General features: G+C 67.9%; 12 protein-coding genes and 1 pseudogene. 12 read left to right on the forward strand and 1 reads right to left on the reverse strand.

Annotated features, from left to right (window positions below):
• The coding region (locus tag BN4332_RS24655) for a hypothetical protein (RefSeq protein WP_084459401.1) at nucleotides 1-740 on the reverse strand (740 nt) is incomplete at its 3' end.
• A gap of 242 nt (nucleotides 741-982) precedes the next feature.
• On the opposite strand from BN4332_RS24655, the gene glf reads away from it, so the two are divergent.
• From glf to fadD32, 12 genes and pseudogenes are all read left to right on the forward strand, one after another.
• A complete protein-coding gene (gene glf / locus BN4332_RS24660; RefSeq protein WP_066902106.1) occupies nucleotides 983-2227 on the forward strand; it encodes a UDP-galactopyranose mutase in 1245 nt (414 codons plus the stop codon).
• Nucleotides 2224-4161 carry a glycosyltransferase gene (locus tag BN4332_RS24665; protein ID WP_066902107.1) on the forward strand — a complete coding sequence of 646 codons (1938 nt, stop codon included), beginning with the start codon at nucleotides 2224-2226 and terminating at the stop codon, nucleotides 4159-4161. The genes glf and BN4332_RS24665 overlap by 4 nt, the downstream gene beginning before the upstream one ends.
• Nucleotide 4162: 1 nt before the next feature.
• Nucleotides 4163-4696, forward strand: a complete 534-nt coding sequence (locus tag BN4332_RS24670) for a phosphatase PAP2 family protein (protein ID WP_066902108.1) — start codon at nucleotides 4163-4165, stop codon at nucleotides 4694-4696.
• Nucleotides 4693-5634 carry a decaprenyl-phosphate phosphoribosyltransferase gene (locus tag BN4332_RS24675; RefSeq protein WP_066902109.1) on the forward strand — a complete coding sequence of 314 codons (942 nt, stop codon included), beginning with the start codon at nucleotides 4693-4695 and terminating at the stop codon, nucleotides 5632-5634. The genes BN4332_RS24670 and BN4332_RS24675 overlap by 4 nt, the downstream gene beginning before the upstream one ends.
• Nucleotides 5612-7657 (forward strand): terminal beta-(1->2)-arabinofuranosyltransferase, encoded by a 2046-nt coding sequence (gene aftB / locus BN4332_RS24680; protein ID WP_435405178.1) that lies wholly within the window; start codon nucleotides 5612-5614, stop codon nucleotides 7655-7657. Before BN4332_RS24675 ends, aftB begins: the two co-directional genes overlap by 23 nt.
• Nucleotides 7658-7744: 87 nt before the next feature.
• Nucleotides 7745-8749, forward strand: a complete 1005-nt coding sequence (locus BN4332_RS24685) for an esterase family protein (protein ID WP_066902110.1) — start codon at nucleotides 7745-7747, stop codon at nucleotides 8747-8749.
• Between the two features lie 135 nt (nucleotides 8750-8884).
• Nucleotides 8885-9097 (forward strand): annotated as a pseudogene (locus BN4332_RS24690) (diacylglycerol acyltransferase/mycolyltransferase Ag85A); the annotation flags it as partial.
• A gap of 181 nt (nucleotides 9098-9278) precedes the next feature.
• Nucleotides 9279-10286, forward strand: a complete 1008-nt coding sequence (locus BN4332_RS24695; RefSeq protein ID WP_066902111.1) for an esterase family protein — start codon at nucleotides 9279-9281, stop codon at nucleotides 10284-10286.
• 169 nt (nucleotides 10287-10455) lie between these two features.
• Nucleotides 10456-11367: an alpha/beta hydrolase-fold protein gene (locus tag BN4332_RS24700; protein WP_066902121.1), complete on the forward strand. Its 912-nt coding sequence runs from the start codon at nucleotides 10456-10458 to the stop codon at nucleotides 11365-11367.
• 75 nt (nucleotides 11368-11442) lie between these two features.
• Nucleotides 11443-11892 (forward strand): DUF732 domain-containing protein, encoded by a 450-nt coding sequence (locus tag BN4332_RS24705; protein WP_066902122.1) that lies wholly within the window; start codon nucleotides 11443-11445, stop codon nucleotides 11890-11892.
• Between the two features lie 42 nt (nucleotides 11893-11934).
• Nucleotides 11935-12951, forward strand: coding sequence for a carboxylesterase Culp6 (gene culp6, locus BN4332_RS24710; protein WP_066902112.1), 1017 nt, complete (start codon nucleotides 11935-11937; stop codon nucleotides 12949-12951).
• Between the two features lie 234 nt (nucleotides 12952-13185).
• Nucleotides 13186-15078, forward strand: coding sequence for a long-chain-fatty-acid--AMP ligase FadD32 (gene fadD32, locus BN4332_RS24715; RefSeq protein WP_066902113.1), 1893 nt, complete (start codon nucleotides 13186-13188; stop codon nucleotides 15076-15078).
• Nucleotides 15079-15085: the final 7 nt, after the last annotated feature.

The following is a 15085-nucleotide window of genomic DNA, read 5'->3' on the forward strand; positions in this document are numbered from 1 at the left end:
GGGTAGGTGCCCGCGGTGGGATCCGCCAGTCCGATCGGAGCCGAGATCGGCACCTCACCCGGCGCGGGCAGTCCGCCTGACAGGGCCGGGTCGAGGCCCACCGGCGAGGTGGTCAGGCCGGTGCCGCCTAGCGACGTCGGGGTAGTGGTCAGGCCCGGTGCCGCCCCACCCGGGGTCAGGGCCGGATCGGTCAGCCCAGGTGTCGCACCGGCCGGTGACAGCGCCGGGTCGGTCAGCGAGCCCGTCCCCGGCGGGGTGAGGGCCGGGTTGGTGAGCGAGCCGGTCGCCGTCGGGTTGCTCAGGGCCGGGTCGGTGAGCGATCCGGGCGCCGACGGCAGCGCACCCGCGGGTGACAGGCCGGTTGGGCTGGTCAGCGACGGATCCGGGGAGGCCAGGCCCGGTGCGGTGAGGCCCGGGGTCAGCCCTGGCGCGGTCAGGCCCGGGGAGGCGAGCCCGGGCGAGGTCAGCGTGGGCGAGCCCAGGGTCGGCGTCGGGCTGGAGCCGGTCAGCAGACTGGTGGGCATCGGCGGCAGGTTGATCCCGAACTGGGACAGGCCCTGCGAGAGCGCGGACATCAGTTCGCCCGGCAGGTCGGTGACCAGCGCTGCCTGGGTGAACTCACGCTCTTGCGGCGCCGGGGAAAGCTGTGAAACGGCAACGAGTGCGACTGGACTTGCGACTGCCACTGCGGCGACTGCGCTCATGGCTGTCGAGAGCTTGCGTCGACGGCGGTTCGGCACGGAAGTCTCCTCAATATGTTTGCAGCTAAGGACTGCACTTCGGAGAGCACGCGGGGTGCTCTCCTCTTTCTTCATCGGCGGTTCCGGGCCAGTTGGTGTGAAGCCCATGAATGCCAACGAGATCGATGTTAAGGCTGTGACTAGTGGGTCTAGAGTGACGATATTGAATCGTGAGCGAATTGCGACCTGGGCCCTTTGTCGAATTCGGGGCTCGGCGGCGCGGTCGGATACCCTGGCTGCCGATGACGTCCTTATCTCCCCGGGTCGCTACAGACCAGTCCAGCGGTCATTTCGACTTGTTCGTCGTCGGTTCCGGTTTCTTCGGTCTGACGATCGCCGAGCGCGTGGCGACGCAACTGGACAAGCGTGTCCTTGTTATCGAGCGGCGCCCGCACATCGGCGGCAACGCCTACTCCGAAGCCGAGCCGCAGACCGGCATCGAGGTCCACAAGTACGGAGCCCATCTGTTCCACACCTCAAACCAGCGGGTGTGGGACTACGTGCGGCAGTTCACCGACTTCACCGGCTACCAGCATCGGGTCTTCGCGATGCACAACGGCCAGGCCTACCAGTTCCCGATGGGTCTGGGCCTGGTCTCGCAGTTCTTCGGCCGCTACTTCACCCCGGACGAGGCCCGCGCCCTGATCAAGGAACAAGCCAGCGAGATCGCCGGCCACGAGGCGGCCAACTTCGAGGAGAAGGCCATCTCGCTGATCGGCCGCCCGCTGTACGAGGCGTTCGTGAAGGCCTACACCGCCAAGCAGTGGCAGACCGATCCGAAGGAACTGCCCGCGGCCAACATCACCCGGCTGCCGGTGCGCTACACCTTCGACAATCGCTACTTCAACGACACCTACGAAGGTCTGCCGGTCGACGGCTACACCGCGTGGCTGGAGAACATGGCCGCCGACGACCGCATCGAGGTGCGGTTGGACACCGACTGGTTCGACGTCCGGGAAGAGCTGCGCGCCGCGAACCCCGACGCCCCGGTCGTTTATACCGGCCCGCTGGACCGCTACTTCGACTATTCCGAGGGGCGGTTGGGCTGGCGCACACTGGATTTCGAGCTCGAAGTGCTCGACACCGGTGACTTCCAGGGGACACCCGTCATGAACTACAACGACGCCGACGTGGACTACACCCGGATCCACGAGTTCCGGCATTTCCACCCCGAGCGCGAGTACCCGGCCGACAAGACGGTGATCATGCGGGAGTACTCCCGGTTCGCCAAAGAAGACGACGAGCCGTACTACCCGATCAACACCGAGGCCGATCGCGCCCTGCTGGCCTCCTACCGGGCCCGGGCGAAGGCCGAAACCGCTTCGGCGAAGGTGCTTTTCGGTGGCCGGTTGGGCACCTATCAATACCTCGACATGCACATGGCCATCGCCAGTGCGCTGAGCATGTACGACAACACCCTGGCGCCGCACCTGACTGACGGTGCGCCGCTGGTCTCGGAACCCGAAAAGGAAAGCAGCAAAGCATGAGCGACATCCCATCCGGCGCGCTCGACGCCGGGGAATCGCGGGCCGTCAGTCTGCTGGCCCGTGTCATCCTGCCGCGGCCGGGCGAACCGCTGGACGTCCGTCAGCTCTACATCAAGGAATCGGACACCAACGCCCGCCGGGCTCATGCGCCGAGTCGCACCACGCTGGAGATCGGCACCGAATCCGAGGTCTCGTTCGCGACGTACTTCAACGCCTTCCCGGCCAGCTACTGGCGGCGTTGGTCGACGCTGAAGTCCGTGGTCCTGCGTGTCGAGCTGACCGGCACCGCCCGCGTCGACGTGTACCGCTCCAAGGCCACCGGCGCCCGGATCACCGTCGGCGGCGCCCCCGTCTCCAGCGGCGACTCCTCCGAGCCCGCCGCCGTCGAGTTCGAGATCGACCTGGCGCCCTTCGAAGACGGCGGCTGGATCTGGTTCGACATCACCACCGACACCGCGGTCCGGGTGCACAGCGCCGGCTGGTACGCGCCGTCGCCCGCGCCGGGCCGCGCCAACGTCGCCGTCGGCATCCCGACCTTCAACCGGCCGGCCGACTGCGTCAACGCGCTGGCCGCGCTCACCTCGGATCCGTTGGTGGACGAGGTGATCACCGCGGTCATCGTGTCCGATCAGGGCACCAGCAAGGCCAAGGACCATCCCGGATTCGACGCGGCCGCGGCCAATCTGGGCTCTCGCCTCTCCATTCACAACCAGCCCAACCTCGGCGGGTCCGGCGGCTACAGCCGGGTGATGTACGAGGCGCTGAAGAACACCGACTGTGAGCAGATCCTGTTCATGGACGACGACATCCGCATCGAACCCGATTCGATCCTGCGGGCGCTGGCCATGAACCGGTTCGCGAAGGAACCGACCCTGGTGGGCGGCCAGATGCTCAACCTGCAGGAGCCGTCGCACCTGCACATCATGGGCGAAATGGTGGACCGGACCAACTTCATGTGGTCGGCCGCGCCCAACGCCGAATACGACCACGACTTCGCCAAGCACGCGCTCGACGACACCGACTCCGAGCGCAGCAAGCTGCTGCACCGCCGGGTCGACGTCGACTTCAACGGCTGGTGGATGTGCATGATCCCGCGGCAGGTGGCCGAGGAACTCGGCCAACCGCTGCCGCTGTTCATCAAGTGGGACGACGTCGAATACGGGCTGCGGGCCGCCGAGCACGGGTACCGCACGGTCACGCTGCCCGGTGCGGCGATCTGGCACATGGCCTGGAGCGACAAGGACGACGCGATCGACTGGCAGGCGTACTTCCACCTGCGCAACCGGCTCGTGGTCTCCGCGCTGCACTGGGACGGCGACGCGCGCGGTCTGCTGGCCAGCCACCTCAAGGCCACCTTCAAACACCTTCTGTGCCTTGAATATTCGACGGTCGCCATCCAGAACCGGGCCATGGAGGACTTCCTGGCCGGTCCGGAACACATCTTCTCGATCCTGGAGTCGGCCCTGCCCGACGTCCGCAAGATGCGCCAGAACTTCCCCGACGCGGTCGTGCTGCCCGGGGCCACCGAGCTGCCCCCGCCCTCGGACCTCAAGCGCAAGAAGATCGGCATCCCGGTCTCCAAGCCGGCCATCCTGGTGAACCTCGCCCGCGGCGTGATCCACCAGCTGCGCCCGCACGATCCCGAAACCCACATCCGGCCGCAGATCAACGTGGCGACCCAGGACGCCCGCTGGTTCTCGCTGTGCCGGGCCGACGGGGTCACCGTCACCACCGCCGACGGGCGCGGTGTGGTGTACCGGCAGCGCGACCGCGCCAAGATGTTCGCGTTGCTGCGGGCCTCGCTGCGACAGCAGATGCGTGTGGTCCGTCAGTTCGACCGGATGCGCAAGGTCTATCGTGAGGCGCTGCCGGTGCTGACCAGCACCCAGAAGTGGGAGACGGTGTTGCTGACAGAGTCGGCGGAGAAAAACTGAGATGACCGATGCCCCGCGCGGCGAGGACGCCGTGTTGGTTGCCGTGCAGTCTGCCCTGGCCACCCGGCCCGGCGTGCTGTCCGGCGCTCGTGCGCTGTCGCACTTCGGTGAGCACAGCGCGGGTTGGCTCGCGGTCGCGGCCGCGGGTGCGCTGGCCCAGCCATCCAAGCGCAAGTCGTGGTTGGCGGTCGGGGCCGGGGCCTTCCTCGCCCATGCCGCCGCCGTCCTGATCAAACGCGTGGTGCGCCGTGAGCGGCCGCACCACCCCGACATCGCCGTGAACGTCGGGACGCCGAGCCGGCTGAGTTTCCCGTCGGCGCATGCCACGTCGACCACCGCGGCCGCCGTGTTGCTGGCCCGGACCACGGGTCTTCCGCTGCGCGCGGTGCTGGTGGTGCCGATGGCACTGTCCCGCCTGGTGCTGGGCGTGCACTATCCCACCGACGTGCTCACCGGCGTGGCCGTCGGGACGCTCGTGGGTTCTGTGGTCGGTAAAACTGCCGGGGTCGGGCCGAAGGAGACTGTGGGCCAATGAGTGAGGAAGCGCAGACGGAGCTCGGGCCGCCCAAGAACCTGGCCGCCGGACTGATCAAGGCCGTCCGTCCACGCCAGTGGATCAAGAACCTGCTGGTGCTGGCTGCGCCGTTGGCCGCGGTCGGCAGCGGAATCGAGTACGACTACGCCGATCTCGCCTTCAAGGTGTCGATCGCGTTCGTGGTGTTCTGCCTGGCCGCATCGTCGATCTATCTCGTCAACGATGCCCGTGACGTCGAGGCCGACCGCGCTCATCCCACGAAACGGTTCCGGCCGATCGCCGCCGGTGTGGTGCCGGAGTCGATGGCCTACGTGCTGGCCGTCGTGCTGGCGGTGGCCTCGCTGGGGATCTCGTGGCTGCTGACCCCGAATCTGGCCGCGGTGATGGCGGTGTACATCGCGATCCAGCTGGCGTACTGCTTCGGTCTCAAGCACCAGGCGGTGCTCGACATCTGCATCGTGTCCTCGGGCTTCCTGATCCGCGCCATCGCCGGTGGCGTGGCCGCCGACATCCCGCTGTCCCAGTGGTTCCTCTTGGTGATGGCCTTCGGCTCACTGTTCATGGCGGCCGGAAAGCGTTACGCCGAGCTGCAATTGGCCGAGCGCACCGGCGCCAAGATCCGCAAGTCGCTGGAGAGCTACACGAGCAGCTACCTGCGTTTCGTCTGGACGTTGTCGGCCACTGCCGTGGTGCTGTGCTACGGCCTGTGGGCCTTCGGCCGCGACAGCGCCAACGATGTGATGGGCCTCGACGGCCAGGATGCGTCGTGGTACGCGATCACGATGGTGCCCTGGACCGTCGCGATCCTGCGCTATGCGGTTGACATCGATGGTGGCATCGCCGGTGAACCCGAGGAGATCGCGCTGAAAGACCGAGTGCTGCAGATCCTGTTCCTGGCGTGGATCGGAACCATCGGTGCGGCCATCTACTTCAGCTGACGGGTTGACGTGGCGCCGCCTGGCGGGTGGCGTGGGCGACCGGTTGGCGCGCCCGGCGGTGTTTCCCTACGACGTGTCGGTGCGGATCAGCCTGTGGGTGAGTGTGCTGGTGGTCGCCGGCCTGTTCGGCTGGGGTGCCTGGCAGCGCCGGTGGATCGCCGACGACGGTCTCATCGTGCTGCGCACCGTGCGAAACCTGTTGGCGGGCAACGGCCCCGTCTTCAACGCCGGTGAGCGGATCGAGGCCAACACCTCGACCGCCTGGACCTACCTGGTGACGCTGGGCGCCTGGCTCGGCGGTTCGGTCCGCATGGAGTACGTGGTGCTGGCGCTCGCACTGGGACTCAGCGTGATCGGCGTGGTCTTGGCGATGCTGGGCACCGGCCGGTTGTACGCCCCGAGCCTGCAGGGGCGGCGGGCGCTGCTGCTGCCCGCCGGGGCCCTGGTCTACATCGCCGTCCCGCCGGCCCGCGACTTCGCCACCTCGGGCCTCGAAAACGGTTTGGTGCTGGCCTATTTGGGCCTGCTGTGGTGGATGCTGGTGTGCTGGTCGCAGGCTCTGCGCGTGGCTCCCGCCGCCCAGCGGCGGACGGCGGCCACGGATACGCCGTCCCCGGGGGCGGGCCGGTACTTCGAGGGTGCGCTGGCCGCCGTGGCGGGGTTCAGCGTGCTGATCCGCCCCGAGTTGGCGCTGATCGGCGGTGGTGCGCTGGTCATGATGCTGATCGCGGCGAGGGGGTGGCGACGCCGGGTGCTGATCCTGGTGGCCGGTGGTCTGTTGCCGGTGGCCTACCAGATCTTCCGGATGGGCTACTACGGGCTGCTGGTGCCCGGTACCGCGGTGGCCAAGGACGCATCGGGATCCAAGTGGACCCAGGGCCTGACCTATCTCACGAACTTCAACCAGCCCTACCTGTTGTGGGTGCCGGTCGTGCTGCTGGCCGCGTTGGGGCTGGTGCTGCTGACCACCAGGACCCGGCCGTGGTGGGTGCGCCACCAGGCGCCACGCGGCTACGGCTGGCTGGCCCGTACCGTCCAAAGTCCCGCCGCCGTCGTGCTTTTCATGCTCGTCAGTGGGTTGCTGCAGGCGATCTACTGGGTGCGCCAGGGCGGTGACTTCATGCACGGCCGGGTGTTGCTCACGCCGCTGTTCTGCCTGCTGATGCCGCTGTCGGTGATCCCGGTCGTGCTGCCCGACGGCACCAAGTTCACCAGGGAGACGGGTTATCTGCTGGCCGCGGCCACCAGCGTGCTGTGGGCCGCGGTGGTGGGCTGGTCGATCTGGGCGGCCAACTCCTCGGGCCTGGGCGCCGACGCGACACGCGTCACCTACACCGGCATCGTCGACGAGCGCCGGTTCTACTCACAGGCCACCGGGCACGCGCACCCGCTGACCGCCGCCGACTACCTGGACTACCCCCGCATGCGGGCGGTGCTGACCGCGATCGAGAACACCCCCGACGGGGCGCTGCTGCTGCCGTCGGGCAATTACGACCAGTGGGACGTCGTGCCGGCGTATCCACCGCCGCCCGATCTCAGCCCGGCGGCCAGGCGGGCGCTGCAAACCCCGCACACCGTGTTCTTCACCAACATGGGCATGCTCGGCATGAACGTGGGGCTCGACGTGCGTGTCATCGACCAGATCGGCCTGACGAATCCGCTGGCGATGCACACCGAGCGGTTGACCGACGGCCGCATCGGCCACGACAAGAACCTGTTCCCGGACTGGGCGGTGGCCGAGGGCCCGTTCCTCAAGGTGCGGCCGTACATCCCGGCCTACCTGGATGAGGAATGGATCGCCCAGGCGGAGGCCGCGCTGGCCTGCCCGGCCACCGATTCGATGCTCAACTCGGTGCGCGGGGAGATGACCCCCCGGCGGTTCCTGTCCAACCTGGTCCACGCCTACGAGTTCACGAAGTACCGGATCGACCGGGTGCCGCTCTACGAGTTGAAGCGCTGCGGCCTGCCGGTGCCCGAACCCAAGACTCCGCCGTACACCGGGATGCCGGCCACCGGACCGTGATGACGCGGGCGGTAACGCCAGGGCGGGCAGCACCGATACCCAGACGAACCCCCGAGATCGATCTTGAACGGACGGTACGTAAAACCGATGCTGACCTCTGGTGTCTTCGCTGTGCGCCGCTGGGGCCGGCCCCTGCTGACGGCGGCAGCCGCGATCGCGGTGCTCGGCTCGGTGCTGACAGCGCCGCCGGCTGCCGCGTTCTCCCGCGAGGGGCTGCCGGTCGAGTACCTCGACGTCTACTCGCCGTCGATGGGCCGCAGCATCCGGGTCCAGTTCCAGGGTCCGTCCGCGGAGCCGGCCGCGACACCGGCCGGGCCCAGTAAGGCCGTGTACCTGCTCGACGGCATGCGCGCACAGGACGACCTCAGCGGCTGGGACATCAACACCCCCGCGTTCGAGTGGTTCCACGGTTCCGGCATCTCGACGGTGATGCCCGTCGGTGGGCAGTCGAGCTTCTACAGCGACTGGTACTCGCCGTCGAGTCTGAACAAGCAGACCTATACCTATAAATGGGAGACGTTCCTCACACAGGAGCTCCCCGCCTGGCTGTCGGCCAACAAGCAGGTGTCCGCGACGGGCAATGCCGTCGTCGGGCTGTCCATGTCGGGCAGTGCCGCGCTGATCCTGTCGGCCTACCACCCGGGCCAGTTCAGCTATGCCGCATCGTTGTCGGGCTTCCTCAACCCGTCGTCGCTGTTGATGCAGCAGGCGATCCGGGTGGCCATGCTCGACGCCGGGCGCTACAACGTCGACAACATGTGGGGCCTGCCCTGGGACGGTGCCTGGAAGCGAAACGACCCGGTCAAACAGGTGGCCAAGATCGTGGCGAACGGCACCCGGCTGTGGGTGTACTGCGCGCCGGGTGGCGCCACCGATCTCGACCAGGGCTCCGACCCCAACCTCGCGATGAGCGCCAGCAGCCTGGAAACGCTGGCCATCAAGAGCAACAAGGATTTTCAGGATGCCTACGTCAAGGCGGGCGGCGGCAACGCGAGCTTCCATTTCCCGTCGGCCGGCAACCATGCCTGGCCGTACTGGGCGGCTCAGTTGCAGGCACTGAAACCAGACCTGATCGCAACCATCAACGGCTGAGGGGCGACCAGGGACGACAACTGCTGCAGAGAAGCATCACGCGCACATGTGGTTGACTACACGGGCACGTGAGCCGCTTACGTCGGTGTGAATCGATGTGCGGAATACGAAGAAGAGATTCAGATAGGGAGCGGTATGAAGTTCGTTGGGAAGATGCGCGGCGCAGCGGCAGGTCTGTCGCGCCGGCTGACGGTTGCGGTCGCCGCAGCGGCCGTGCTGCCTGGCCTGGTTGGCGTCGTAGGCGGCTCGGCGACCGCTGGAGCCTGGTCTCGACCCGGCCTGCCGGTCGAGTACCTCGACGTCCCGGCGGCCGCGATGGGACGCGACATCAGGGTGGAGTTCNGCTCAGTTGCAGGCACTGAAACCAGACCTGATCGCAACCATCAACGGCTGAGGGGCGACCAGGGACGACAACTGCTGCAGAGAAGCATCACGCGCACATGTGGTTGACTACACGGGCACGTGAGCCGCTTACGTCGGTGTGAATCGATGTGCGGAATACGAAGAAGAGATTCAGATAGGGAGCGGTATGAAGTTCGTTGGGAAGATGCGCGGCGCAGCGGCAGGTCTGTCGCGCCGGCTGACGGTTGCGGTCGCCGCAGCGGCCGTGCTGCCTGGCCTGGTTGGCGTCGTAGGCGGCTCGGCGACCGCTGGAGCCTGGTCTCGACCCGGCCTGCCGGTCGAGTACCTCGACGTCCCGTCGGCAGCGATGGGACGCGACATCCGGGTGGAGTTCCAGAGCGGTGGCCCGGGTGCTCCGGCGCTGTACCTGCTCGACGGTATGCGCGCCCGTGAGGACAACAACGGGTGGGACATCGAACTCCCGACGTTCGAGTGGTTCCTGAACTCGGGCATCTCGGTTGTCATGCCGGTCGGTGGCCAGTCGAGCTTCTACACCGACTGGTACAAGCCGGCCTGTGGCAGCAAGGACGGCGGCTGCAAGACCTACAAGTGGGAGACCTTCCTGACGCAGGAGCTGCCGGCCTGGCTGGCGGCCAACCGCGAGGTGAAGTCCACCGGCAGCGCCGTGGTCGGTCTGTCGATGGCCGGTTCGTCGGCGCTGATGCTGTCGGCTCGGCACCCGGACCAGTTCATCTACGCGTCCTCGCTGTCGGGCACCTTGAACCCGTCCGAGGGCTGGTGGCCGATGCTGATCGGTGTCTCGATGGGTGACGCCGGTGGCTACAAGGCCGACGACATGTGGGGTAAGACCGGTGACCCGGGCAACGCCTGGAAGGCCAACGACCCGACCGAGAACGTCGCCACGATCGCGAACAACGGCACCCGGATCTGGGTGTACTGCGGTAACGGCAAGCCGGGCGAGCTCGGTGGCGCCGACCTGCCCGCCAAGTTCCTCGAGGGCTTCGTCTGCCGGACGAACTCCACCTTCCAGGAGAAGTACATCGCGGCCGGTGGCAAGAACGGCGTGTTCAACTTCCCGCAGAGCGGTACGCACAACTGGGCCTACTGGGGCCAGCAGCTGCAGGCCATGAAGCCCGACCTGCAGCGCGTCCTGGGTGCCACCCCGACCGCCTGAGCGGACGGGCAGGTAGCCAGATAGACACGGAAGACGGCGGCGATCCCCACGGGGTCGCCGCCGTCAGCCGTTTGCGACCCCTCCCGTGGTGGCGATGTGGTTCACTACAACGCGGGTTACGTGTGCGGGGGCACTTCGAATGACCGGCCGGCAGCGGGAGAGGTTGATGATGAGACGTGCGTTGAGTCTGATGCGGGCAATGCTGCTGGCTCTGCTGGCGCCGGTGCTCGGCGCCGGTCTGTGGGCCGTCTCGGCGACCACCGCCGCCCCGGCCCGCGCCGACGGCGTCGAGTACCTGATGGTGCCGTCGGCGGCCATGGGGCGCGACATCCCGGTGGCCTTCCAGGGTGGCGGCCCGCACGCGGTGTTCCTGCTCGACGCGTTCAACGCGGCTCCGGATGTGAGCAACTGGGTCACTGCCGGCCATGCGATGACCACCCTGGCCGGTCGCGGCATCTCGGTGGCCGCCCCGGCCGGTGGCGCCTGGAGCCTCTACACCAACTGGGAGCAGGACGGCAGCAAGCAGTGGGAGACCTTCCTGTCCGCCGAGCTGCCGGACTGGCTGGCCGCCAACAAGGGCCTGGCCCCCGACGGTCACGGTGTGGTGGGCGCTTCCCAGGGCGGTACCGCCGCGCTGACGCTGGCCGCGTTCCACCCGGGCCGGTTCCGCTTCGCCGGCTCGCTGTCCGGGTTCCTGACCCCGTCGGCCACCACGCTCAACGGCGCGATCACCGCGGGCATGGCGCAGTTCGGCGGGGTGGACAGCTACGGCATGTGGGGAGCCCCACAGCTCGGCCGCTGGAAGTGGCACGATCCCGACGTGCACGTGCAGTTGCTGGCCAACGCCAATACCCGGCTCTGGGTGTACAGCCCGGGCACCCTGACGTGTAGCGACCCGGCCGCGATGATCGGGGTCTGCGATCAGGCGCAGGGCAGCAACCGGGCGTTTTACCAGCACTACCGCGCCGTCGGCGGCAGCAACGGCCACTTCGACATGCCTGCCTCGGGCCAGCACGACTGGAGCAGCTGGGCCCCGCAGCTGGCCCAGATGTCGGGCGAGCTGGTCGCGGTCATCAAGTAGACGCCCGGTTTGACCGCCGTCGTGGCCAGAATCAGCTGCGCCGGGACACTTTTCACCAGCCGGTACGGTGGAGGCGTGCAGCACACGGTTCGGTCGGCCACCCTGGTGGTAGCGGTGTCCGCTGCGTCGTTGCTCACGGGCTGCGATGCGGGCGGTGACCTCATGGCACCCCTGGCCCTGCCCACCTCACAGGTCAACGGCGCGCAGCCGCAGGCGGTGTCCGCGCAGCCTCAGCTGGGGCGCACCGGTGAGCTGGCCATCACCTCCCAGCAGCACGCCTACCTCGATGAACTGAAGGCGGCCGGGATCACCCCGTCCAGCGAGCTGCTGGCGCTGTCGATCGGGTCGTATGTGTGCCAGGCTCGTGCCGCCCGCCAGGGTGACCAGGCGGTGTGGGATTTCGTGCTGCCGTTGGTGCGCAGCGATGTTCAGGCCGATCACTCCGGCCAGGACAGCCCCACCCCCGGCGAGATCGACGCCGCCGCCTCCGAGTACATCCGCATCGCCACCGAACATCTCTGCTGAGTCGGCAGATCAGCAGTCCCACGCGAGGAGCCCGAGTAACCCATGGCAAAAAACGCCAGCCGCAGGAAGCGCCACCGCATCCTGGCCCTGATCGCCGCCGCGGCGATGGCACTCGTGGTGGTACTGGTGGTGACGGTCGTGGTGATCGTGATGCGCCGCCCCGATACCCCGTCGGCGCCGCCGTCGGCCGAACCCCCGGCCGGGGTGCCGGGCGGCCCGACGAAGCCGCGTAAGCCGCGGCCGGAATTCCAGTCGGCGGACTGCCCCGACGTGATGATGCTGTCGATCCCGGGAACCTGGGAGTCGTCGCCGCACGACGACCCGTTCAACCCGACCCAGTTCCCGCTGTCGCTGATGTCCAACATCAGCCGGCCGATGGCCGAGCAGTTCGGTCGCGACCGGCTGGAGGTGTACACGGTGCCGTACACCGCGCAGTTCCACAACCCGTTCTCCGCCGACAACCAGATGTCCTACAACGACAGCCGCGCCGAGGGGAAGCGCACCGCGGTCAAGGCGATGACGGACATGAACGACCGGTGCCCACTGACCAGCTATGTGATCGCCGGGTTCTCCCAGGGTGCGGTGATCGGCGGCGACCTGGCCAGCGACATCGGCAACGGGCGCGGCCCGGTGGACGAGGACCTGGTGCTGGGCGTGACGCTGATCGCCGACGGCCGGCGCCAGCTCGGGGTCGGGCAGGACGTGGGGCCCAACCCGCCGGGGCAGGGCGCCGAGATCACGCTGCACGAGGTTCCGGTGCTCTCCGAGATGGGCCTGACCATGACGGGTCCGCGGCAGGGCGGCTTCGGAGCGCTCGACAACCGCACCTATCAGATCTGCGGCAAGGGCGATCTGATCTGCTCGGCGCCCGAGGAGGCGTTCTCGATCTTCAACCTCCCCAAGACGCTGGAGACGTTGACCGGGAGTGCGGCCGGGCCGGTGCACGCGCTGTACAACACCCCGCAGTTCTGGGTGGAGAACGGCGAGACGGCCACGCAGTGGACGCTGAGCTGGGCCAAGGGCCTGGTGGAGAACGCACCTCATCCGAAGCATGGGTGACCTGCGCGCCGGATTTGGCCGGGACCATCACGGTCCCTTAACATTAAGAGAAAAATAAGAGCTTTGCGCGTCCGTCGCGGGTTATATGGGTTCATCAACTGATCCGTGGGGCGGAAGCGGCGCGCCCGGTACGATCGTCCGGGTTTGGGTACGTACCGGCCGCCGAGTGGCTGCGACGCACCGCCAGTGACGTGCGACAACGCGACGAGTACGGCTCTGACAGGAGAGTTTTAAATGCCGTTCATCAATCCGTTCATCAAGGACGGTCAGATCAAGTTCCCTGACGGCGCCAGCATCGTCGAACACGTCGAGCGCTGGGCCAGGGTTCGTGGTGACAAGCTGGCATACCGCTTCCTGGACTTCTCGACCGAACGTGACGGCGTCGCCCGCGACCTGACCTGGGCGCAGTTCAGTGCCCGCAACAAGGCCGTCGCCGCCCGGCTGCAGCAGGTCACCCAGCCCGGTGACCGCGTCGCCATCCTGTGCCCGCAGAACCTGGACTACCTCGTCGCCTTCTTCGGCGCGCTCTACGCCGGCCGCATCGCGGTGCCGCTGTTCGACCCGTCCGAACCCGGCCACGTCGGCCGCCTGCACGCCGTGCTGGACAACTGCCACCCGTCGGCGATCCTGACCACCACCGAGGCCGCCGAGGGCGTCCGCAAGTTCTTCCGCAGCCGGCCGGCCAATCAGCGTCCGCGCGTCATCGCCGTCGACGCGGTGCCCGACGACGTCGCCGCCACCTGGGTCCACGTCGACGACGTCGACGAGACCACGATCGCCTACCTGCAGTACACCTCGGGTTCGACCCGCATCCCCACGGGCGTGCAGATCACCCACCTGAACCTGGCCACCAACGTGGTGCAGGTGATCGAGGCGCTGGAGGGCGAAGAGGGTGACCGCGGTCTGTCGTGGCTGCCGTTCTTCCACGACATGGGTCTGATCACCGCCCTGCTGGCGCCCATGATCGGCCACTACTTCACCTTCATGACACCCGCGGCGTTCGTGCGTCGTCCGGAACGCTGGATCCGCGAGCTGGCCCGCAAGGAAGGCGACACCGGCGGCACCATCTCCGTGGCCCCGAACTTCGCGTTCGACCACGCCGCGGCCCGCGGTGTGCCCAAGGAGGGGTCGGCGCCGCTGGACATGTCCAACGTCAAGGCCGTCCTCAATGGCAGCGAGCCGATCTCGGCGGCCACCGTGCGCCGGTTCAACGAGGCCTTCGGACCGTTCGGCTTCCCGGCCAAGGCCATCAAGCCGTCCTACGGCCTGGCCGAGGCCACCCTGTTCGTGTCGACCACGCCGTCGGCCGAAGAGCCCAAGATCATCACCGTCGACCGCGATGAGCTCAACAGCGGGCGGATCGTCGAGGTGGCCGAGGATTCGCCCAAGGCCGTGGCCCAGGCTTCGGCGGGCAAGGTCGGGGTGGCCGAGTGGGCCGTCATCGTCGACGCCGAGACCGCGACCGAGCTGCCCGACGGCCAGGTCGGCGAGATCTGGATCAGCGGCCAGAACATGGGCACCGGCTACTGGGGCAAACCAGACGCCACGGCCGAGACCTTTCAGAACATCCTCAAGTCGCGCACCAGCCCGTCGCACGCCGAGGGCGCTGCCGATGACGCCACCTGGGTCCGCACCGGCGACTACGGCGCCTTCTACGACGGCGACCTCTACATCACCGGCCGCGTCAAGGACCTCGTCATCATCGACGGCCGCAACCACTACCCGCAGGATCTGGAGTACTCGGCGCAGGAGGCCAGCAAGGCCGTCCGCACCGGCTACGTCGCCGCCTTCTCGGTGCCGGCCAACCAGCTGCCCGACGAGGTCTTCGAGAACGCGCACTCAGGCCTGCACCGCGATCCCGACGACAGCTCCGAGCAGCTGGTGATCGTCGCCGAGCGCGCACCCGGCGCCCACAAGCTCGAGGTCGGCCCGATCACCGACGACATCCGGGCGGCGATCGCCGTGCGGCACGGTGTCACCGTGCGCGACGTCCTGTTGACCGCGGCCGGTGCCATCCCGCGTACCTCCAGCGGCAAGATCGGCCGGCGGGCCTGCCGCTCGGCGTATCTGGACGGGACACTGCGGGCGGGGAAGATTCCCAACGCTTTCCCCGACGAGACCGACTGAGCTTGAG

It is taken from the genome of Mycolicibacterium houstonense (genome assembly GCF_900078665.2).
Classification (GTDB): domain Bacteria; phylum Actinomycetota; class Actinomycetes; order Mycobacteriales; family Mycobacteriaceae; genus Mycobacterium; species Mycobacterium houstonense.